Consider the following 22549-nt stretch of genomic DNA (forward strand, 5'->3'; position numbering starts at 1 on the left):
AAGCTTATGCTTTGGGCAAGAAACTTGACGAGCTTTGCAGATAGTCAAAGAACATTCTGATGACGACGCTGAACTGCGGGATCAGCTGTGACTTTTGCCAGTCATCGCTTTTCGAAAAGCCGGTGAACGTGTCGAGGAAGAACAGAATGGCGGCAACGATAAGTACTCCACGCAGCGCACCAAAACAGATCCCAAGCACCCTGTCGGTTCCCGACAGGCCCGTCTTTTCAACCAGCGTACCGATAACATAGTTAACGATAGCACCGACGATAAGCGTCGCGACAAAGAGCAGCGCGATAGCAATCCCGTTTCGAACCAGTTCGTCTTCAAAGCCCGTAAACCAGACAGACAGGTAAGTGTAGTAATGACTGGCAACAAAGAAAGCACAACCCCAGGTTACCAGTGACAAAGCTTCACGAACAAAGCCGCGGATGAGGCTTACCAAACAAGAAAAACCAATCACCGCAATAATGGCGTAATCAATCCAGACCATAGTTGTCCCACGATTTTACGCCCTGTCGTCCAGTTCGGGGCGAATTCTAACAGAAAAAGAAAACGTTTGCGTAGGGATTTCCTTTCCCCGCCCAAATAAAAATGGCGCTGAAAAAACACTCAACGCCACCTGAGCTTTTAGCCCTTTTGAGGACTATTTAGCTCTCATCAACTGCTGTTGATGATGTTTGCTGCACTCTCTTTTTGCCAGGCGGTACTGCGTTTACCCGGCTGAGGATCCAGCACAATTTATAAGCCGGATAAGCGTAACGTCATCCGGTCATTCACAATCAGTTAGGGCTATAGCCCATTACCACGCCGTTCAAGCCTGATAACTGTTTCAGTTCGCCAAGCGAACCTTTCATTTTGTCTTTTGAGGCATCCGGTCCAACCAGAATACGGGTAATTTTTCCCGCCGCTGGCGTCGAAGGAATGGTAAACACCCGATACCCTGCCCCGCGCAGTTTGCCGACAATTTCATTTACTTTGTCGGCATTCTTCAACGCGCCAAGCTGCACGACATAGGCTTTGCCCGTTGGCACCGGTTTATCATCAGCGACGGGTTTTTGCTGTGCTGGCTGTTCGCTGGTGGTATCACGCTGAGGTTTAGGCGGTGTCTGGACTTGTGGTTTCGGCGCGACAGGTTTCGGCTCCGGCTGCTCAGCATAGGCAATCTCATTGCTGCTACTGTTGGCTGCATCACGCGACGCATCCAGCGAAGGTGCAGCCGCGTTACCGGCTCTGACTTCTTCTGCCGCGCCTTCAGGCGGCTGAGAAGGCAGCGCCTGCGTCACAGCAGGAAGCATATCCGGCTCATCCTTATCACCCGGTTTTGGCACCAGTGGGATGGCAGCAAACTCGTCCTGATAATGTTTTTTCTGACCATCCAGTAGCCCTGGCAGCACGATAACCCCCAGTGCCACCAGCGCAATGGTTCCGACTAAACGATTCTGAAACTTACTCGCCACCGGTTTTCCCCGCGTCCATCTCTTCCATTACATGGGCTACCGTGTGGAACGAACCACACACCAGCACCGTATCTTGCGGACGTGCCTCTGCCATCGCGGCATGCCACGCCTGCGCTACAGTGGCATAGACTACGCCATCGCGCAAATGTTCCACCAACTGTTCCGCTGTCGCCCCTCGCGGGCCTTCGAGCGGGGCGCAATACCAGCTATCTACAACCTCAGACAGGCAAGCCAGCGTGCCGGCAATATCTTTGTCATGAAGCATACCAATCACTGCGAGCGTGCGCCCGGCAGTCGGTTGCATTTTCAGACGTTCCGCGAGATAGGCCGCCGCATGAGGATTATGCGCCACATCGAGAATAAGGCGCGGCGATTCACTCACAATCTGAAAGCGCCCTGGAAGCATCGCATTCTGAATACCCTCACGAAGGGCCTGTTCGCTAATAGCCAGCCCGCTTGCACGCAATGCCGCCAACGCGGTTGCCGCATTGGGCTGCGGCACTTGCGGTAACGGCAGGTTGTTTAACTCACCTTGCGCATCACGGAAGTTCCAGCCGTTTTCGTTAACGACATACTGCCAGTCAATGCCTCGACGCAGCAGGGTTGCGCCTTTCTCGGCGGCAACATCGGCAATGGTTTGCGGCATATCAGGTTCACCCACAACAGCGGGCTTTCCACTGCGAAACACGCCCGCTTTCTCGCGCCCAATGCTTTCGCGATCCGGGCCGAGCCAGTCGGTATGGTCAAGCGCAATGCTGGTGACCACTGCGACATCCGCGTCCACGATATTGGTTGCATCCAGACGTCCACCCAGCCCGACTTCAAGAATAACAACATCCAGCTGCGCCTGCTTAAACAGCCACAGCGCCGACAGCGTGCCGAATTCAAAATAGGTCAGGGAGATGTCACCGCGCGCCTTTTCGATTTCGGCAAATGACAGCGTGTGTGCTGATTCAGGCAGTTCGCCGCCCTGCACGCGAACACGCTCGGTGTAACGAACCAGATGCGGAGAGCTGTACACGCCGACCTTAAAACCTGCGGCCATCAGCACCGATTCGAGCGTGCGGCAGGTGGTGCCTTTGCCGTTGGTGCCCGCGACGGTAAACACAAATGGGGCAGGTTTCAGCACATCCATCCGCCCGGCAACGTCGCTCACGCGCGCAAGCCCAAGATCGATGGTTTTGCTGTGCAGATGTTCCAGATAAGAAAGCCACGTGACCAGGGGTGACGTGGCGAGTGGAGTGAGTTCTTTTTCCATGATACCCGCGATAGTTAACGGTTAGCACAAGCAAAAAGGGCAGCGCCGTTTGGCCCTGCCCTCATGCATTATCAGGCCTCTGGTTCCTGATCCGGTACCGGCGGTACCACCACAGCTTCGCGTGGTGCTTCCGGGTTTGGTGCCGGGAGATTCATCAGCTTCGCCAGTACGCTGGCAAGCTTAAAGCGCATTTCAGGACGACGAACGATCATATCGATCGCGCCTTTTTCGATCAGGAATTCGCTGCGCTGGAAGCCAGGCGGCAGTTTTTCACGCACGGTCTGCTCGATAACACGCGGACCCGCAAAACCGATCAACGCTTTCGGTTCAGCGATGTTCAGGTCACCCAGCATCGCAAAACTTGCAGAAACGCCCCCCATAGTTGGGTCGGTCAGCACGGAAATATACGGCAGACCCTGCTCCTGCATTTTTGCCAGCGCCGCAGAGGTTTTCGCCATCTGCATCAGTGACATCAGCGCTTCTTGCATACGTGCGCCGCCGGAGGCTGAGAAGCACACCATCGGGCAATTGTTTTCCAGTGCATACTCAACAGCACGCACAAAGCGAGCGCCAACTACGGAACCCATTGAGCCGCCCATAAAGGAGAACTCAAACGCCGCTGCGACAATAGGTGCACCAAACAGGGTGCCTTTCATGACCACCAGCGCGTCTTTCTCGCCCGTTTCTTTCTGAGCAGAGGCCAGTCTGTCTTTGTATTTCTTAGAGTCACGGAACTTCAGCAGATCTTTCGGCTCAAGCTCGCTACCCAATTCCACTAAAGTGCCTTCATCCATCAGGCTATGCAGGCGGTTACGCGCTGACATACGCATGTGGTGATCGCACTTCGGGCAAACCTCCAGGTTACGCTCCAGCTCGGCGCGGTACAGGACCTGTCCGCAGCTGTCACATTTGGTCCATACCCCTTCCGGGATACTCGCCTTGCGGGTGGGGGCGATATTGCTTTTAATTCGTTCAATCCAGCTCATTGATAACCTTTCTGCCTGAACCTGGTCGATGCCAGTTTTTGCTGTAAGCGGCGAATAATGCCATTTTTAGGGCTCACAGACCATGAATGTTGCACATTAAAACATAAGAGCCCTGAACATGGGATAAAAAAGTGGTCGAACCGCTGTCACTTTCCGCCCCATTCCGGGCTCTTTCATTATTTTGCTTGTTTCGCAGCCGCGCGCTTATGTCGGATAATCTCGATAACACCAGGCAGGACAGACAGCACGATGATCGCCACGATCAGCAGCTTCAGGTTTTCCTGCACAATAGGTAAATCACCGAACAAATACCCCGCATAGGTAAACAGCAGAACCCACAGCAGAGCGCCAATCACGTTATAAGCAGCAAAATGACGATAGGACATGTGCCCCATTCCCGCCACAAATGGCGCGAAGGTACGGACAATCGGCACAAAGCGAGCGAGGATAATGGTCTTGCCGCCGTGTTTTTCATAAAACTGGTGGGTTTTATCGAGATAACTGCGACGGAAAATTTTCGAGTTCGGATTACTGAACAACCGTTCGCCAAACACTCGTCCGATGGTGTAATTCAGCGCATCGCCGACAATCGCCGCAATGACCATCAACACCACCATCAAATGCACGTTCAGATCGTTAGTTGGCAGTGCAGAGAGTGCACCAGCAACAAACAGCAGTGAATCGCCAGGCAGGAACGGCGTTACCACAAGCCCCGTTTCGCAAAACAGGATCAGGAACAGAATGGCATACACCCAGACGCCGTACTGCGCGACCAGTTCAGCCAGGTGCACATCAATATGCAAAATAAAATCAATCAGAAAGCGAATCAGATCCATAGTGACTTAACCTTAAGTGACTGCATTCAGTCCGCTAAAAATAGCGGGCCCATTGGCGGCTTAGGCAGGTCAAAACGCTCCGGATAATCGACCGAAACGAGATACAACCCTTCTGCCTTCGCCGTCGCTGCCGCAAGCGTTCTGTCCTTCGCCGCCAGCAACTCTGCAATCCAGCTCTCTGGCTGGTTTCCGGCACCCACTTCCATCAGGCTGCCTACAATATTCCGCACCATATGATGTACAAAGGCGTTCGCTTTGATATCCACCACCACATACGCACCGTAACGTTCAACGTTAATGTGCTTCACGTTTCGCCACGGTGTGCGTGACTGGCACTGCACCGCACGAAATGAGGTAAAGTCATTCTCACCCAGCAAACTCTGCGCCGCACGCTGCATGCGTTCGGCATCAAGATCCTGATGACAATGCGTCACGCCCTGGCTTAATACCGCCGGGCGCAGACGATGATTGTAGATAATGTAACGATAACGACGCGCGGTGGCGCTGAAACGGGCGTGGAAATCGTCCGGCACAGCTTTCACCCAACGCACCGCAATGTCTCCAGGCAAATTCGCATTTACGCCCAGCGTCCATGCCGCATCTTTGCGCTGCGCGCGTGTCTCGAAATGCACAACCTGCCCGGTGCCATGAACGCCGGAATCGGTTCGACCGGCGCAATACACGCTAATCGGCTCATTCGCTACTTGCGACAGCGCCTTTTCCAGCTTTTCCTGCACGCTGCGCACGTCATTTTGCCGCTGCCAGCCGTAGTATTTGCTGCCGTCGTACTCAATGCCGAGCGCGATTTTAAAGAGTGGCAGCGATTCCACTTCAGACATCAGTACATATACTCCTGAACCAGTTTTTCAGCGATTTTCACTGCCATCAGCGCGCCGCCAAAACGGACGTTATCGGCAACGGACCAGAACTGTACCTGCTCCGGCATTCCGTAATCGTTACGCACGCAGCCAATGGAAAGGTGCGCGCTGCCAGAAGCATCAGCCACCTGAGTCGGGAATTCGTGTTCATCAGATAGCGCGATATCGTCCACGCGAGCAAACGCGTCGCGCGCTTCTTCCGCCGCCAACGGACGCAGCGCTTCAAAACTCACCATTTGCGCATGACCGTAAAATACCGGGGCACGCACGCAGTGAGCGGAGATCATCAGGCCGTCGTCCTGCATAATCTTACGAACCTGATCGACGATACGACGCTCTTCCGCGACGTTACCTTCACGATCCGGCAGCAGCGGCAACATGTTGAACGCAAGCTGGCGCCCGAAGAAATCATCTTCATCAATCGGAATGCCGTTCAGCAGTTTCGCACTCTGCCCTGCGAGGGCATCTACCGCGATTTTGCCCTGCGCGGAAGCTGACATCAGACTGGTTACAGCGATACGTGACAGGCCGCCGTCGTCAATCAACGGTTTCAGCGCCGTCAGCAATTGGCTGGTGAGACTGTCCGGCACCGCCACAATGTTACGGTTACGGTAATCTGCCAGCACAGACGGATTCACTTCCGGCACTACCAGCGGCACATCTGGCTCAAGGGCGAATAAACCGCTTAAATCGATAACCAGACAACCCGCGTTGGCCGCTTCTTCCGCCCATGCCGCAGAGGCTTCTACGCCCGCAGCAAAAAAAGCCAGCTGGACCTGAGTCCAGTCAAACTCTGCGACATCCTGTACGCGAACCGTTTTGCCTTCATAGCGAAGGGACTCGCCTGCGCTTTCGTTGCGCGCCAGGCCATAAACTTCTCCCACCGGGAACTGGCGCTCTGCAAGAGTTTCAAGCAGGGCTTGACCTACAGCGCCCGTTGCGCCCAGTACGGCAATATTCCAGCCTTCAGACATGGTGGTTTACTCCAGAAATAAAATAGCCGCCCCGCCAGAGTATCTGGCAGGGCGTATTAAGAAGACATTAATGTGTTGCGTGATGAACGGCGTTGAATCCCAAATTTTTCAGCAGTTCGGCGGTCTGTGCATCGTCACACAGGACATGCAGCGAAGACCATTCACGGCGCTCAAGATAGTTTTTACGCAGCTTGTCGAACTCGCCAAGTATACCCGCCACTTTTCGCAGCGGCGCATCATCGCGGCGCACATCATACACCAAATGCACCAGCCTTTTTAGCGTCGGCTGATCGAGTGCGCCGTGCAGCGTAATGCGGCCAAACTCAGGCGCTGGCAGTAGCATATCCAATGAGATTTTCTGCGGATTGCCGATGAATTCGCTGTACGTTTCAAACACCTGGGTGGTGCCTCGCGCTTTACCTTCCAGCGTATACCCTGCGATATGCGCAGTGCCAATATCGACCAGCGAAAGTAATTCAGTATTGAGTTCCGGCTCCGGTTCCCAGACGTCCAGCACCACGCTTAAATTCTGCCCGGCCTTTAAGCATTTCAGCAATGCGGCGTTATCCACCACCGGGCCACGGCAAGCATTAATCAGAATAGTGCCGGGCTTGAGGCGCGAGATCAGTGCTTCATCGGCAAGATGAAGTGATTTATACGGGCCGTCTTTGAACAGCGGCGTATGGAATGTCAGCACATCCACTTCCTGCACCAGTTCATCCAGGCTTCGGAAATCGCCTTCGTCACCGTTAGCGGCACGCAACGGATCACAAAGCAGCGTGCGAATGCCCAGCGCTTCCAATCGTTTCTGCAAACGCCCACCGACGTTACCCACCCCGACGATCCCGACGGTACGGTCTGCCAGCGCAAATCCATCACGCTCCGCAAGCATCAATAAAGAGGAGAAAACGTATTCGACCACTGCAATAGCGTTGCAACCCGGAGCGGCGGAAAAGCCGATCCCGGCCTGCGCCAGCCACTTATCATCGACATGATCAGTACCCGCCGTGGCGGTGCCAACAAATTTAATCCCTTTCCCGGCCAGCAGCGCTTCATTCACTTTGGTGACTGAACGCACCATCAGCGCATCAGCATCATCGAGTTCATGTTGCGGAATGGGACGGCCGGGAACTGCTTTAACATCACCCAAACGGCTGAACAGCTCGCGGGCATAGGGCATATTTTCATCAACAAGGATTTTCACGGTAAGAGTACCTGTCTGAAACGAGAGTTAACCGGGGAAGTGTGCCATAATCTCGCGGCCAGGAACACTGAGCCTTGAGAACACCGACGGACATTCAGGATTTATCATGACGCAACCTATTTCAGGTATGCCCGCCCGCCCTCCGGGGGAAGCAGCAGCCACGAACAACATCGGCGAGCAACCACTCTCCACTCAGCAACGAACGGTACTCGAACGCCTGATCACACGCCTTGTGGCCTTAACGTCACAACAGAGTGCCGGTGTGTGGGCCGGAATGAAACATGATTTGGGCCTGAAAAACGATGCACAGTTGCTCTCAAGGCATTTCCCTGCGGCAGAACAGAACCTGAATCAGCGACTGCAAAATGCAGAGCAAACTCATGTGGTGCGCCAGATTGTTGCCCAATTAACTGAACTGCTAAGCCAGGGCAATAACCGCCAGGCGGTGAGTGACTATATCCGTCAGCAATACGGCCAGACGACATTGAGTCATCTGACGCCCGATCAGCTCAAAAACGTACTGCAACTGCTGCAAAACAATCAACTGACCATTCCGCAGCCGCAGCAGCGCCCGGCAACAGACCGACCACTCCAGCCTGCCGAGCACAACACGCTTAACCAGATGGTGACCAAAGTGGCGGCTGCGACAGGCGAATCCAGCAAATTGATCTGGCAGTCGATGCTGGAACTTTCTGGCGTGAAAAGCGGTGAACTGATCCCGGCCAAACACTTTAACCAACTGATGACCTGGCTACAGGCGCGTCAAACGCTAAGCGATCAAAAAGCCCCGACGCTCAATATGTTGCAGGCCGCGCTGAAGCAACCCATGGAACCACACGAGTTTAACGCTCTGCGCGATTATGCCCAGCAAACCTGGCTGGCCACGCCACAGACAGTGTTAACACTTGCGCAGGTACAAGACTTGCTCAATCAGGTGTTCCTTCGCCGTGTGGAACGCTCACAGGACACGCTGGACACCCGTTATGTTCAGCCGATCTATAACCCATTCACGCCGTTCATTGAGAACATGAAAGCAATGTCGACGCGACCGGGCCTGATGCTGGTCGCACTGATCGTGGTGATGGTTCTGCTGTGGCTGGTGATTTAACTACTACTGGCCGACCGGCGGCAGTTTCCCGGCCGGCGGCAATGACAAACGGCATATTAATCATTTTGGGATACCTGAGTCAGGGTAGAGATTAGATCGTTCAATCCATTGAGTGAAATTTGGGTCAGCCGTTAATCAGTGATTTAAATTACCCGATTGCAGAAATAAAAGAAGAGTTCGCATTTAGCGAACGCTTTCTCCATCAACTCACGCTAACATCGCCCGGTCACCGGGGTGACAGTCAAAATCATTCCCAATAATTATTCAATGCTTATCAAACATTAGCACTTTCAATTTTATCTGTTTTTCGTATAGCACTGAGTGCCTATTTCCGCGCCATCAAAAATGGTAATTCTGTTTATTTATACTACACATGTAAAGAGCGAAACCATGACATGGGATATCAGGACAGCGACCAATTATGCTAAGCATCATGCGCATGCACACTCAACAGGTAGGTGCGCATAATACGTCAGAAAAGCAATTCAGGCCGGTGGTATTATCGTCGGTAACACCACACATGCCAAAGACTATGGCCCACTCTTAATGCATGCAGGGTTCAGAACGATATCTACATACGAATCCCCACAGGCGGGAGATGTCATCATATTGCAACCATATGAGGGTGGAAGCGTCAGCGGCCATATAGCTATCTTTGATGGACAAGAGTGGTACTCAGATTTCAGGCAACGTGATATGTGGGCAGGGCCAGGTTTTCGTGCAAGTAAACCAGAATACAAAATTTACAGGAAAAAATAATGAAGTGGACTCTTTCAATTTTAATAACCCTGATATTAACGGCCTGTCAAAATACTGCATCAAATCAAAGTAGCGAAGCAGTAAGTCGGTTTTATCAGGATTATATGCACCTATATCTCCAGGAAGATATTTCTGATCTGATTGATTACACAAATCCTGTTTTTAACCAATACGTCTCATCCGACTTAACCGCCAGACTAAAAACAATTAATGAGTATTACGAGCAGGAAATTATCGATTCTGATTATTTCATGTACGTCCAGGATTACTCAGTTGATTGGATCCCGGCGTTCCGCCTAGGCTCAACGAAACCCTTCCTGGGTGGGGAGGTTGTCGAAATCTGGCTTGGCGTTGAAGACAAAAAACAGATTCATTTGTTGGTGTACACGCGCCAGGAAAAAGGTCAGTGGAAAATTTACCGCGTCAAAGATCTCACCGATCATTTTGAACACGCCGTTTATGATGCGGGCTCACTGTCAGCAGCGAAGGCCTGGTCTGCAAAAATAGAACCCGAGTACAAAGCAGAGGTTAGAAAATAAAAACGCCAGCCCCGGTGAGTCACCGAAGGCTGGCGTTGGAACAGGCAGGATCAGGCGGTGAGCAGCTTTTGCGCGGTTTCTTTCACGCTGCCGAGCAGCTTTTTAACATCTTCCAGGCAAACGGTCGGGTTCAGTAACGTCATCTTCAGGCAGGTTACGCCCTCGGCTTCCGTCACCCCAACGTTCGCACTGCCGGATGCCAGCAACACATCGCCAATACGCTGATTCAGCAGCGCCACAAAAGCGGGGTCCGTCTGCTCAGGACGGAAACGGAACAGCACGCTCGCCAGCTGTGGCGTCATCACCAGTTCCAGTTCAGGCTGTTCGTGTACGTACTCTGCAACCTGCTGCGCCAGCGTCACACCGTTATCAATGATCTCAGCGTACTGCTTTTTACCCAGCGCTTCGAGGCCCATCCACAGCTTCAGTGCATCGAAGCGCCGCGTGGTTTGCAGAGATTTGGACACCAAATTCGGCACGCCATGCTCTTCGTCAAAGTCAGAGTTCAGGTAAGCCGCCTGATAGCGCATCAACTCATAGTGACGCGCCTCTTTCAAAAGAAACGCGCCGCAACTGATGGTCTGGAAGAACTGCTTATGGAAATCGAGCGTCACTGAGTCAGCGCGTTCTAGTCCGTCAAGATAATGACGATATTTCTCTGAAAGCAGGAGTGCCCCGCCCCAGGCCGCATCGACATGCACCCAGATATTTTCTTCCGCCGCCAGAGCGGTAATCTCGGTCAACGGATCGATGGCACCGGCATCGGTGGTTCCGGCCGTGGCCACGATCGCCATCACCTGTTCGCCGTTGGCTTTGGCCTGCGCCAGTTTGGCTTTCAGGTCAGCAAGACACATTCGTGAGAAGGCATCGGTTTCAACCTGGGTCACAGACTGATAGCCCAGCCCCATCAGCGCCATGTTCTTTTGCACTGAGAAGTGCGCTTCCTTCGAGCAGAACACTTTAATTTTGCTGAGATTGCCCGTCAGGCCATGCTGCTGAACAGAATGACCTTGACGTGCGAAGAAGGCATCACGCGCCAGCATCAGCCCCATCAGGTTGCTCTGCGTGCCGCCGCTGGTAAACACACCGGCATCACCCGCGCTGTAACCAATCTGCTCACGCAGCCACTCGATGAGTTTAATCTCAATCAGGGTGGCCGAGGGGCTCTGGTCCCAGGAGTCCATGCTTTGGTTGGTGGCGTTAATCAGCACTTCCGCGGCCTGGCTTATTACCAGGCTCGGACAATGCAGATGCGCCACGCACTGCGCGTGGTGGACCGACAAGCTGTCTTTAAGGAAATATTCCACGGCGCGCTCGATGGCGGCCTGGTTGCCCAGGCCCTCCTGCGTAAAGCTAAGCTGAATACGCTCGCGCAGTTGCTCGACGGTTTTGCCCTGGTACATCTCAGGCTGTTTTAACCACTCAACTACCGCCCGGCTACTCTGCTCAATGGCCTGCTGATAAGCAGCAATGCTTTGCGCTGAGCCGGACAGGATAGGATTGTTATCTGACATTTCTCTGTCTACTCCAGTTAAACCGGCTGAACACCTGCTTCAAGCATCGCACTTTCAAACTTATCGAGGAAAATGCCCAGCTCTTCGCGGGTGATAAGCAATGAAGGCAGCAGACGCAGCACACAGCCGTTACGGCCGCCGCGCTCGAGAATCAGCCCTGCTTCGAAGCATTTTTTCTGCAGCAGTGCAGAAAGTTCGCCGTCAGCCGGGTAGCAACCCATGTGATCCTGTGCTTCGTTTGGTTTCACCATTTCGATGCCGATCATCAGGCCCAGACCGCGCACCTGGCCGATAACCGGGTAGCGTTTTTGCAGATCTTTCAGCTTGCCCTTCAGCCACTCGCCTTTGGCGGTAACCTGGTCGGCAATGTTTTCTTCTTTGAGGATTTTCAGGGTCGTCAGACCGGTCGCCATCGCCAGCTGGTTGCCGCGGAACGTCCCGGTATGGTGACCAGGCGACCACGCATCAAACTGCTTTTTAATGCCCAGCACCGCCAGCGGCAAACCACCGCCGACAGCTTTAGACATCACGATGATGTCCGGCTCAATACCGGCGTGTTCGAAGGCGAACAGTTTGCCGGTACGGGCAAAACCGGCCTGAACTTCGTCGATAATCAGCAAAATGCCGTGTTCCTGGGTAACTTTGCGAATACGCTGCAACCACTCAGCGGGTGCCGGATTCACACCGCCTTCACCCTGCACGGCTTCGAGGATCACCGCCGCAGGTTTGCGCACGCCGCTCTCTACGTCGTTGATCAGATTCTCAAAGTAATACGTCAGCGCTTTCACACCCGCTTCGCCACCAATGCCCAGCGGGCAGCGGTATTCGTGCGGATAAGGCAGGAACTGGACTTCCGGCATCATGTTGCTGACGGCTTCTTTCGGCGACAGGTTTCCGGTGACGGAAAGCGCGCCATGGGTCATGCCGTGGTAGCCGCCGGAGAAGCTGATAATACCGGAACGCCCGGTCACTTTTTTCGCCAGTTTCAGCGCGGCTTCTACCGCATCAGCACCGGAAGGTCCGGTGAACTGCAGGCAATATTCACGGCCCTGACCCGGCAGAAGGGAGAGCAGATAAGCGGAAAACTCATCTTTTAATGGGGTAGTCAAATCGAGTGTATGTAACGGTAAGCCACTGCTGATGACACGTTGAATGCTTTGAAGCACATCGGGATGATTATGACCCAGCGCCAGGGTTCCGGCACCGGCAAGACAGTCAAGGTATTGATTATTTTCTACATCGGTTATCCAGACGCCCTGCGCTTTGGCAATCGCCAGCGGCAGTTTACGAGGATAGCTCCTGACATTAGATTCAAACTCAGCTTGTCTTGCTAAATAGGTATCATTGCTTTGCGGTAATGAATAAGCACTTAAAGTATCAATACGGACTTTATCCGTCATCATATCACTCCTACAACCACGGCTGACTTAACACCGGATTGAATAATGGTTTGAGGGTTTACCTAAAAAAGGCGCGGCTAATATAAGGCGTTTTGTTTATGGGCTCAATATTTATTTTTCTGCATCACGACTAACGGATTTTCCCTTTAAAATCAAAACCAAACACACACTAAATTAAAGAACACTTTCAAAATCCTGTTTTTTAAGCGTTCTTAAAAATAAGTAAACACCAGACTAGCTCAATAAAACCACAACAACATTACGGATGAATTGATTTTTTACAAAAACTTACTCTCCCCCTTAAAGTAAATCGGCGATCCAGAAGGTTGTTTTTAAAGAATTAAATACAACAACGCATAAATTTATCGCATCCAGGTGAGAATTAACTTACTATCTCGCGGCTTTAATACCGCCCTCGTGGCTGTAATAAAAAATTAATGCGCATACACCGGTAACGTGTGACGGGCGAAACACATTATCGACAACAGGAAGACTTCCTGGGTTGTCATCAGAGATATCCGCGGGCGGAGATCTCGTAAGGCGAAGCTGCTTCCCTTATGCCAAGAATGAAATTTTCTGCCATCAGTGATGGCGCCCTGATATGAGATTGTTATGACACGCATTTATTCCCCCCTGGTCGTGGCCAAATTCGGCGGCACCAGCGTTGCCGATGCTGAGGCAATGAATCGCAGTGCCCAGATTGTCCTCGCTGATAATCAAGTCCGAGTTGTGGTGTTATCTGCCTCTTCGGGCGTCACCAACCTGTTGGTTGCCCTCTCTGAAGGCCTTGAAGCCCCTGTTCGTCAGGACAACATCGAGACCTTGCGGGCGCTGCAATACCGCATTATTGCCTCTCTGAAACAGCCTGATGACGTTCGCCAGAAAATCGACGCGCTGCTCGATAGGGTTGCTTCGCTTGCTGAATCGGCAACGATAACCCCTTCCCCGGCGCTGAGCGATGAACTCGTCAGCCACGGCGAGCTGATGTCTTCCCTGCTGTTTACCGAGATCCTGCGCGAACGCGGCACGCACGCGCTCTGGCTGGATGCCCGGAAAGTTATCCGTACCGATGCCAGTTTTGGCTGTGCCGAACCCAATCTGGCGGCCATTGCTCACCAGGCGCAAACCCTTTTTCTGCCGCACGTTGAACACGCGGTAATTGTCACGCAAGGGTTTATCGGTAGCGATGACGCCGGACACACGACCACGTTAGGTCGTGGCGGCAGCGATTACACCGCCTCTCTACTGGGTGAAGCCTTACAGGCCAGTCGGGTTGATATCTGGACTGATGTCGCGGGGATCTACACCACCGACCCGAGAGTCGTGCCACAGGCCCAGCGCATTGAGGATATTTCCTTTACCGAAGCCAGTGACATGGCGACTTACGGCGCGAAAGTGCTGCATCCGGCGACGCTCCTGCCCGCGATGCGCAAAAATATTCCGGTGTTTGTTGGCTCAAGCAAAAATCCGCAGGCGGGTGGAACACTGGTTCGGCGTGAAACAGAAAATCCACCGCGCTACCGGGCCATCGCCTTGCGCCGTGGACAGACGTTGATCAGATGCTGTCGACCAGATGCTCACTCCGCTGTGGATTTCAACGCAAGGATCTTCACCCTGCTGGCAGAACATCAGGTTGCGGCAGAACTGCTGACTACCTCAGAAACGGGTGTTGCGCTGGTGCTGGATGCGACGCATGCCACATCAGGTGATGATGGCGAGATTATTACCACCTTGCGTGACACACTTTCTGCGCATTGTGACGTTGAAATCGAGTCCGGACTGGCGTTAATGACGTTGGTCGGCCACCAGTTGGCACAATCAGAAGGCGTGCATCGGGAAGTGTTTTATGGACTGGAAACCTGCGCGGTGCGGATGATTTGCCATGGCCCGTCGGAAGGACATCTCAGTTTCCTGCTCCCGGGCGAGTCAGCGGAGGACGCACTTAAAGCGTTGCACCGACAGTTGTTCGAACGGGCCGCCTGAATCACAGAAACAAGAAAGGAGCCTTTCGGCTCCTTTCTTACATCCAGCGTAATGATTACGCTTTCAGCTTACGCATAACCAGCGTGGCGTTGGTGCCACCGAAGCCGAAGCTGTTGGACATCACGGTGTTCAGCGCTTGTTCAGTTGGCTTAGTCACGATGTTCAGGCCAACGGCTTTCTCGTCCATCTCGTCGATGTTGATGCTTGGGGCAACGAAGCCGTGTTCCAGCATCAGCAGAGAGTAGATAGCCTCCTGCACACCAGCGGCACCCAGAGAGTGACCGGTCATGGCTTTAGTTGCAGAAATCGCCGGGGTGTTGTCACCGAAGACTTCACGAATCGCGCCCAGTTCTTTCACATCGCCAACCGGCGTAGAAGTACCGTGAGAGTTCAGGTAGTCGATTGGAGTATCAAGACCTTCCATCGCCAGCTTCATGCAGCGCACTGCGCCTTCGCCAGATGGAGCAACCATATCAGCGCCATCAGAGGTTGCGCCGTAGCCAACCACTTCTGCGTAGATGTGTGCGCCACGTGCCAGCGCGTGTTCCAGTTCTTCAACCACGACCATACCGCCGCCGCCTGCGATAACGAAACCGTCACGGCTCGCATCATAGGTACGGGACGCTTTGTCCGGGCTTTCGTTATATTTGGTAGACAGTGCGCCCATTGCGTCGAACTCACAGGCCATTTCCCAGCACAGCTCTTCGCCGCCGCCTGCAAAAACGATGTCCTGTTTGCCGAGCTGAATCTGCTCAACCGCGCTGCCGATACAGTGTGCGGAAGTCGCACATGCGGAGCTGATAGAGTAATTCACACCGTGAATTTTGAACGGGGTGGCGAGGCATGCGGAAACCGCAGACGCCATCGCTTTGGTCACAACGTAAGGACCGACCGCTTTCAGGCCACGCGGGCTACGCATTGCGTCTGCACCGAATACCTGAGATTTAGAAGAACCACCGGAACCTGCAATCAGGCCCACGCGTGGGTTGTTCTGATAAACGTCTTCTTTCAGGCCAGCATCTTCAACAGCCTGCTGCATGGAAAGGAACGCGTAGATAGAGGCATCGTTCATGAAACGGACAACTTTACGATCAATCAGACCGGTGGTGTCCAGTTTGACGTTACCCCATACGTGGCTACGCATACCAGAATCTTTGAATTCTTGAGAGAAAGTGATCCCCGAGCGTCCTTCACGCAGAGATTCCAGGACTTCCTGCTGGTTGTTACCGATGCTGGAAACGATGCCCAGGCCAGTAATCACTGCACGTTTCATTCAATACCTCTGTAAGTCATACTATTTTAAGTTTCGATTGGCACAATAGCGTACACTTGTACGCTGAACAAGTCCGATCAGACAATTTAAGCATAAATTTGCACCACCTGGCACACATCGCTAAGATCGCCAGACGCCTTGCATTGCGAGTAACTTACGTGAAACAAAACGCTATACAGCCTGCCAACCTCGAATTTAACAGTGAGGGTACACCTGTTTCCCGAGATTTTGATGATGTCTACTTTTCCAACGATAACGGTCTGGAAGAGACAAGATTCGTTTTTCTTGGCGGAAACCGCTTACCGGAACGTTTTCATACCCACGATCGTGCTCACCTGGTTGTTGCTGAGAGTGGTTTCGGCACCGGGCTGAATTTTCTCACGTTGTGGCAGGCATTCACTGCATTTCGCGATTCACACCCTGAGGCTATGCTTCAAAGATTACATTTCATCAGTTTCGAAAAATTCCCGCTGCGTCTGGACGATCTGAAACTTGCGCATCAGCACTGGCCGGAGTTGGCGGAATTCGCCACGCAATTGCAGGCACAATGGCCCCTTCCCTTCTCCGGTTGCCACCGTTTGCTGCTGGATGACGGACGCGTCACGCTCGACCTGTGGTTTGGCGACATTAATGAGTTGGTTGATACGCTCGATGACTCACTCAATCAGCAGGTAGATGCCTGGTTCCTCGACGGTTTTGCCCCGTCTAAAAACCCGGATATGTGGACACCGACGCTGTTCAACGCCATGGCTAAACTGGCACGTCCCGGCGGCACGCTGGCGACTTTTACCTCGGCTGGATTTGTGCGTCGAGGGTTAACAGAAGCCGGTTTTTGTATGCAAAAAAGTAAAGGCTTTGGCCGTAAACGGGAAATGTTGACCGGGTATCGGGATAATTATCAACCTGCTCTGCATACCACGCCGTGGTTTGCCCGCACAGGAAGCGACAAGCGAGAAACCGCAATTATTGGCGGGGGCGTTGCCAGCGCACTGCTGTCAATGGCGCTGTTGCGTCGCGGCTGGCAGGTGACGCTTTATTGCGAGGACGCGATGCCCGCGCAGGGCGCATCCGGTAATCGTCAGGGCGCGTTGTATCCTTTGTTAAGCACCCACGATCCTGCGCTGACGCAGTTTTTCTCATCGGCCTTTACCTTTGCCCGTCGAGTATACGACTCGCTTCCGGTCACGTTTGACCATGACTGGTGCGGCGTCACGCAGCTCGGTTGGGATGAAAAAAGCAGCCATAAAATAGCCCAAATGCTCACCCTCGAACTGCCTGCCGAAATTGCCGCCGAGGTCGATGCGGCAGAAGTTCTGAGCACAACCGGCGTCAAAACCGACTGCGCGGGCGTTCAGTACCGGCTCGGCGGCTGGCTGTGTCCGGCAGCGTTAACGGCGGCTGTCATTGAATTGGCCTGTCAGCACGGCCTGAACGTAAGCTGGGATCATCGCTGTGAAAAGCTAGATGCAAAAGACAACGGTTGGTCGCTGCACTTTGCTAACGGCGAGAGTAAACAGCACGCCAGCGTCGTGCTGGCAAATGGTCATCAGATAAACCAGTTCGAGCAAACGACAGCACTTCCCGTGTCAGCGGTTGGCGGCCAGGTGAGCCATATTCCTACCACACCTGAACTGGCTAAGTTACGCCAGGTGTTATGCTACGACGGCTATCTGACGCCGCAAAACCCGCATAATCAGCAGCACTGCATCGGGGCCAGCTATCATCGCGGGCAAACGGAAACCGGCTACAGCGAAGCGGATCAGCAACACAACCGCCAGCGGTTGATTGATTGCTTCCCACAGGCGCAGTGGGCGAAGGAAGTGGACGTGAGTGACGGTGAAGCGCGCTGTGGCGTGCGCTGCGCCACCCGCGATCATTTACCGATGATAGGAAACGTGCCTGACTATCAGCAAACGCTGGAAACCTATGCCTCACTTTCCGAAAACAGTGAAAATGCACCAGATGCCCCACGCTACAACAATCTGTTTATGCTTGGCGCGCTCGGTTCACGTGGCTTGTGTTCTGCCCCACTGGCCGCTGAAATTCTGGCATCGCAAATGAGTTATGAACCGCTGCCACTGGACGCCACTACACTTGCAGCCCTCAACCCAAATCGGTTTTGGGTACGCAAGCTGTTGAAAGGTAAAGCGGTAATCAAAGCACATTAAAACGCTGCTGCGCCTGTTTCCGGTACTGCAAGGGCGTTTGGCGCATCATGCGTTTGAAACAGGTGATGAAGTAAGTCGACTCCTGAAAACCGACTTTCGCCGCAATCGCATCAACGCTCATTTCACTGGTGCGCAGTAAATCACAGCTGCGCTTCAATCTTCGCGTCAGTAAATATTCATGAATGCTCCCGCCAGTTTGCTGGCGAAAAATACGCGACGTGTAACTGCGTGAAAGCCCGATATCTCGCGCCAACTCTTCCAGTGAAAACTTCTCGCCATAATGCTCTTCCAGCCACTGCATAATCTGCGCCGACGCCGTTTGCTGCTGTGGCGCGCTCGCGGGAGGCAACTCTGGCAAGAGCGACATTATCTGCATCGTCAAAAATGCGACTTCGTCTGCCGGGTAATGCTCTCTCGATTCCAGCGCAGCAAAACGCGCCAGAACGGTTTCCATATACTCAGCGTGTTCATGGAGATCATAAGCCTGAGCGGGCGCATGGCTGGCGGCAAGTCGCGAGAATTGCGCCTGAAAGCGCGGAAATTGCTGCAAATTGCTCTCCACCGCCGACTGTTCGATGTGCATCGTCGAGCGGTGATAATGGTTCCGCTCACTGTCATCAACATGCACTTTATGCAGGCGAAACGGCGGGAAGATAAATAGCCGTCCGGGCCGCGCCGTGTAGTGCTGATTGTCCACCACCACGATGCCATAACCTTGAGAAATATAGAGAAACTCCACGCACTGATGCCAGTGGTAATAGAGCGCGCTGGATCCCCACATCCGATTAAAAGAGATGGCCTGGTGTTCAAGGGTAATTCTTTCCAGCAACTGCGAATCGCTCATTCGATCACCATGACAACAGAATTAAATTTTTAGCCTACGGTTTGCAATTTATTGCCCTGGCAATGCGCAAAATCCAGCGAAATTAAAATAGCGGTTCATTTTTGTGAAGCGGCTCACTCAGCGGCGAAGAGAAAAGCGGCTACGCTTGGTTTCGCCGCCTGATTAAGGCGATAAAAAATTCCAATAACTCTTACTTTATTTGATCTCGTGTCTGACGGGAGGGCCTCGTGCAACCTGAACACATTACCTTTGAAAATCCCTTACAAAGCCGTAGCGACGTCACCCAATGGGTGAAGGAAATGCTGAATGCGGTCACACCCTTTTTTAAAAATAATGCCAGCGGTGTAGACCTCGCCAATTTCACCACCCATTACGGCCAGCGCATTGCCAACATGGAAGCGTTCTCCCGTTTATTATGGGGCGTCACGCCGCTGCTGGCTGGCGGCCAGGAGCCGGAACAACTGTCGCTCTATATTCAGACCATCAAAAACGGCACCAACCCAATGCACCCGGAATACTGGGGCGAGATTGGTCACAGCGATCAGCGCGTGGTGGAAATGGCAGCGTACGGAATGCTACTGGCGTTGGCCCATGAACCGTTGTTGGCGCACTTCGATGAGCTGGAAAAACAACACCTGTGGCAATGGCTGCAACAGAGCGAAACCGCCACTATTCCTGACAACAACTGGCACTTCTTTCCGATTCTGGTGCAGGTCGGCTTTCATCACGCCGGGCTGCCCGTCAACCGCGAGGCCATTGAGCGCCACTTTGCGGCGATGGAAAACTATTGGTTAGGCGACGGCTGGTACAGCGACGGTCCGGACAGACCACGTGATTACTATATTTCGATGGGCTTTCATTTCTACGGACTCATTTATGCCACGCTGATGAAAGATGTTGATGCGGATCGCTGTGCCACGTTGCGCGAACGCGCCACCGTGTTTGCTGCCGATTTCATTCACTTCTTTGACGACAACGGGGCCGCCATTCCGTTTGGTCGCAGTCTGACCTACCGTTTCGCGCAAGCTGCATTCTGGAGCGCCGCCGCCTTTGCCGGACTGGAGGTTTATTCGCCGGGCATCGTTAAAGGCCTGGTTCTGCGCCATTTGCGTTGGTGGATGCAGCAACAACCGTTCGATCGCGACGGTGTCCTGAGCGTAGGTTACAGCTACCCTAATTTGATTATGGCGGAAGATTATAACGCGCCGGGTTCACCGTATTGGGCGCTCAAAACCGTACTGGTGTTAGCGTTAGGCGAGAACAACGCTTTCTGGCAGGCCAAGGAAGAAACGCTGCCCCCGCGCCAGTCACCGCACAGCATTCCCAAAGCAGCGCAAATTCTGGTTCATCAGCCCAACCACCTATGGATGCTGACCTCCGGGCAACTGGAGCGGAACAACTTCGTCAATACCGAAGCGAAATACTGCAAATTTGCCTACTCAACACGCTACGCCTTTAACGTCGAGCGCGGGCGTTTTGGTCTCGCCCATGCCTCGCCGGACTCGATGCTGCTGCTCAGCGAAAAAGACAATTACTGGCGCGGTCGCCGCGACTGTCAGGCCGTCAGCGTGCATGAAAATTACATTTATAGCCGCTGGCAGCCATGGAACGACGTCACTGTCGACAGCTGGTTAATCGCCCACGGCAACTGGCAAATTCGCGTGCATCAGATTCAAACCGCACGTGAGCTGGACAGCGCCGAAGGCGGGTTCAGCCTGTGTTTCCGTCCGCAGCCGGAACAGCACGTGGCGGACGGCATCAGCCACCTGAGCGGCACCAAAGACATTAGCGTGATTCAGTGTCTGAGCGAGCATCAACGCCAGGGCGACGTGGTGTTGACTCCACCGAACAGCAATTTGCTGTTTGCTGACAGGGCTGCCGTTCCGGTGCTGCGTGGTGAATTAGCGTGTGGCAAACACCTGCTAATAAGCGCCGTTTGGGCCGGTGATCCACAAGATTTCAACGCAATTAACCATCCCGTAGCGAGCGTTGATCAGGGCGTGATTCGCCTGACGTCAGCCATGCATGAAACGCAATTTTCCCTGACCGAAATGCTGTGAGACTGAGGAGAGCATCATGACCGCGACAACCCCCCGCAGTGCGCAAATTAAGATGAGCAGCTTTATCTTCCTCTACTTTTTCACCTGGTCCTCAAGCTTCGGGCTGTATGCCCTGTGGTTAAGCCAGAAAGTCGGTCTGGACAGCATCACTATCGGCAGCGTATTCGCCATCAACGGCGTGTTTGCGGTGATCATGAAGCCGGTTTACGGCTACATCATGGACAAAATCGGTATGAGCAAATGGCTACTCTATTTTGTCTGTGCCGTCTCAGCGTTGATGGCACCCTTCTTTATCTTTATTTATCAGCCGTTATTACTCAGCCACACCACGCTTGGCATCATCATCGGCGCGCTCTATCTGAGCCTTGGCTGGTACGCAGGTGTTGCTGCATCTGAATCCTACGCCGATCGTTTCAGTCGTCTGTATGGCGTGGAATTCGGGCGGGTCAGAATGTGGGGATCGCTCGGCTGGGCGCTGGCGGCATCGATTTCCGGCGTGCTGTTTAACCTCACACCACTGGCGAATTTCCTCGTCAGTAGCGCCACTTCCGTGCTGATGTTATTGGTGTTAATCAGCCTGAAAATCGGTGACGAACAGCTGCGCAGCAACAACGTGATTTCCGCCAATAAAATCATGTTCAGCGACGTGGTGGTGCTGCTGAAAAACCGCAAATTCTGGATGTTCAGCCTGTATGTGGCGGGTGTGGCGTGGATGATGTTTGTCGCCGAACAGCAGTTCCCGCGCTATTTCGTTTCTTTCTTCGCCACCAAAGAACAGGGCAACGCGTGGTACGGCTACCTGAGCATGATCCAGTCTGGCACCGAGTTCGTAATGATGATGTTTATCCCGATGCTGGTAAACCATTACGGCGCGAAAAAGGGGTTATTGCTCTGCGGCATGGTAGTTGGCGCACGCCTGATTGCCTCCGGCCTGACCACCGATCCGCTGATGATTTCGATTATTAAACCGCTGTATGGCATGGAAATCGCGCTGCTGCTGATTTCGGTCTTCAAATACATCGCCGAGCATTTCCATAAAAAAGTGAATGCCACCATGTACCTGCTCGGTTATCAGGCGATGATTTACGTCGGCTCCGTGGTCGTCGCACCGCCAGCGGGCTACCTGTACGCCAAAATTGGCTTCGAGCAGACCTACCTGATGATGGGCTGCTGCGCCCTGTTCTTTACCCTGATTTCCAGTCTCACCCTTTCACGCTGCCGCTCTGCTCGCGATCCTCACCCCGAAGACGCGCAGACCCTGGACGCGGTTGCCATTGCCCCTGCTAAAAGTCATTAAGGAGAAGT

Annotated in this window: 18 protein-coding genes and 1 pseudogene; 7 read left to right on the forward strand and 12 right to left on the reverse strand. The window is 53.3% G+C overall.

Going from position 1 to position 22549, the window contains the following annotated elements; all coding sequences use genetic code 11:
• Window positions 1–4 precede the first annotated feature (4 nt).
• The 8 genes from cvpA to pdxB all read right to left on the reverse strand — a co-directional run bounded on the left by cvpA (window position 5) and on the right by pdxB (window position 7596).
• Entirely contained in the window at window positions 5–493 is a 489-nt protein-coding gene (cvpA, locus tag VH187_RS22500) for a colicin V production protein (RefSeq protein WP_097161729.1), read from the reverse strand.
• A gap of 289 nt (window positions 494–782) precedes the next feature.
• Window positions 783–1460 carry a cell division protein DedD gene (gene dedD / locus VH187_RS22505; protein ID WP_329703661.1) on the reverse strand — a complete coding sequence of 226 codons (678 nt, stop codon included), beginning with the start codon at window positions 1458–1460 and terminating at the stop codon, window positions 783–785.
• On the reverse strand, window positions 1450–2718 hold the full coding sequence (folC, locus tag VH187_RS22510; RefSeq protein ID WP_329703662.1) for a bifunctional tetrahydrofolate synthase/dihydrofolate synthase: 1269 nt from the start codon (window positions 2716–2718) through the stop codon (window positions 1450–1452). Before folC ends, dedD begins: the two co-directional genes overlap by 11 nt.
• Window positions 2719–2789: 71 nt before the next feature.
• Entirely contained in the window at window positions 2790–3704 is a 915-nt protein-coding gene (accD, locus tag VH187_RS22515; protein ID WP_329703663.1) for an acetyl-CoA carboxylase, carboxyltransferase subunit beta, read from the reverse strand.
• Between the two features lie 176 nt (window positions 3705–3880).
• Window positions 3881–4540 (reverse strand): DedA family protein, encoded by a 660-nt coding sequence (locus tag VH187_RS22520; protein WP_133460430.1) that lies wholly within the window; start codon window positions 4538–4540, stop codon window positions 3881–3883.
• 26 nt (window positions 4541–4566) lie between these two features.
• Window positions 4567–5379 carry a tRNA pseudouridine(38-40) synthase TruA gene (gene truA / locus VH187_RS22525; RefSeq protein WP_329703664.1) on the reverse strand — a complete coding sequence of 271 codons (813 nt, stop codon included), beginning with the start codon at window positions 5377–5379 and terminating at the stop codon, window positions 4567–4569.
• The gene (locus VH187_RS22530) at window positions 5379–6392 is read right to left on the reverse strand and encodes an aspartate-semialdehyde dehydrogenase (protein ID WP_329703665.1); all 1014 of its coding nucleotides are present in this window, start codon (window positions 6390–6392) and stop codon (window positions 5379–5381) included. The genes truA and VH187_RS22530 overlap by 1 nt, the downstream gene beginning before the upstream one ends.
• Before the next feature lie 67 nt (window positions 6393–6459).
• Complete coding sequence (pdxB, locus tag VH187_RS22535; RefSeq protein WP_329703666.1) at window positions 6460–7596, reverse strand: 4-phosphoerythronate dehydrogenase PdxB; 1137 nt, start codon at window positions 7594–7596, stop codon at window positions 6460–6462.
• Window positions 7597–7702: 106 nt separating this feature from the next.
• Here pdxB and flk point away from each other — a divergent pair, with 106 nt between their 5' ends.
• From flk to VH187_RS22550, 3 genes and pseudogenes are all read left to right on the forward strand, one after another.
• Complete coding sequence (gene flk, locus VH187_RS22540) at window positions 7703–8704, forward strand: flagella biosynthesis regulator Flk (RefSeq protein ID WP_329703667.1); 1002 nt, start codon at window positions 7703–7705, stop codon at window positions 8702–8704.
• A 390-nt stretch (window positions 8705–9094) separates the two neighbouring features.
• Window positions 9095–9463: pseudogene (locus tag VH187_RS22545) on the forward strand (CHAP domain-containing protein).
• Window positions 9463–10002 carry a YqhG/Tai3 family protein gene (locus VH187_RS22550; protein WP_329703668.1) on the forward strand — a complete coding sequence of 180 codons (540 nt, stop codon included), beginning with the start codon at window positions 9463–9465 and terminating at the stop codon, window positions 10000–10002. Before VH187_RS22545 ends, VH187_RS22550 begins: the two are co-directional and overlap by 1 nt.
• Before the next feature lie 50 nt (window positions 10003–10052).
• Here VH187_RS22550 and VH187_RS22555 read toward each other — a convergent pair whose 3' ends face one another.
• Both VH187_RS22555 and VH187_RS22560 read right to left on the reverse strand, forming a co-directional pair.
• A complete protein-coding gene (locus VH187_RS22555) occupies window positions 10053–11516 on the reverse strand; it encodes a pyridoxal phosphate-dependent decarboxylase family protein (protein WP_329703669.1) in 1464 nt (487 codons plus the stop codon).
• 17 nt (window positions 11517–11533) lie between these two features.
• A complete protein-coding gene (locus tag VH187_RS22560; RefSeq protein WP_329703721.1) occupies window positions 11534–12916 on the reverse strand; it encodes a diaminobutyrate--2-oxoglutarate transaminase in 1383 nt (460 codons plus the stop codon).
• A 612-nt stretch (window positions 12917–13528) separates the two neighbouring features.
• On the opposite strand from VH187_RS22560, the gene lysC reads away from it, so the two are divergent.
• The gene (gene lysC, locus VH187_RS22565; RefSeq protein ID WP_329703670.1) at window positions 13529–14899 is read left to right on the forward strand and encodes a lysine-sensitive aspartokinase 3; all 1371 of its coding nucleotides are present in this window, start codon (window positions 13529–13531) and stop codon (window positions 14897–14899) included.
• A 55-nt stretch (window positions 14900–14954) separates the two neighbouring features.
• Here the strand turns inward: lysC and fabB are convergent, their stop codons facing one another.
• Complete coding sequence (gene fabB / locus VH187_RS22570; protein ID WP_329703671.1) at window positions 14955–16172, reverse strand: beta-ketoacyl-ACP synthase I; 1218 nt, start codon at window positions 16170–16172, stop codon at window positions 14955–14957.
• A gap of 158 nt (window positions 16173–16330) precedes the next feature.
• On the opposite strand from fabB, the gene mnmC reads away from it, so the two are divergent.
• Window positions 16331–18340: a bifunctional tRNA (5-methylaminomethyl-2-thiouridine)(34)-methyltransferase MnmC2/FAD-dependent 5-carboxymethylaminomethyl-2-thiouridine(34) oxidoreductase MnmC1 gene (gene mnmC, locus VH187_RS22575; protein WP_329703672.1), complete on the forward strand. Its 2010-nt coding sequence runs from the start codon at window positions 16331–16333 to the stop codon at window positions 18338–18340.
• On the opposite strand, the gene VH187_RS22580 is transcribed toward mnmC, so the two are convergent.
• Window positions 18327–19184 (reverse strand): AraC family transcriptional regulator, encoded by an 858-nt coding sequence (locus VH187_RS22580; RefSeq protein WP_329703673.1) that lies wholly within the window; start codon window positions 19182–19184, stop codon window positions 18327–18329. The two genes, mnmC and VH187_RS22580, sit on opposite strands and share 14 nt — an antisense overlap.
• Before the next feature lie 227 nt (window positions 19185–19411).
• On the opposite strand from VH187_RS22580, the gene VH187_RS22585 reads away from it, so the two are divergent.
• Entirely contained in the window at window positions 19412–21244 is a 1833-nt protein-coding gene (locus VH187_RS22585; protein WP_329703674.1) for a DUF2264 domain-containing protein, read from the forward strand.
• A gap of 16 nt (window positions 21245–21260) precedes the next feature.
• Window positions 21261–22541, forward strand: coding sequence for an oligosaccharide MFS transporter (locus tag VH187_RS22590; protein WP_414714050.1), 1281 nt, complete (start codon window positions 21261–21263; stop codon window positions 22539–22541).
• Window positions 22542–22549 lie beyond the last annotated feature (8 nt).

Source organism: Scandinavium sp. (assembly GCF_036271055.1).
Taxonomy (GTDB): domain Bacteria; phylum Pseudomonadota; class Gammaproteobacteria; order Enterobacterales; family Enterobacteriaceae; genus Scandinavium.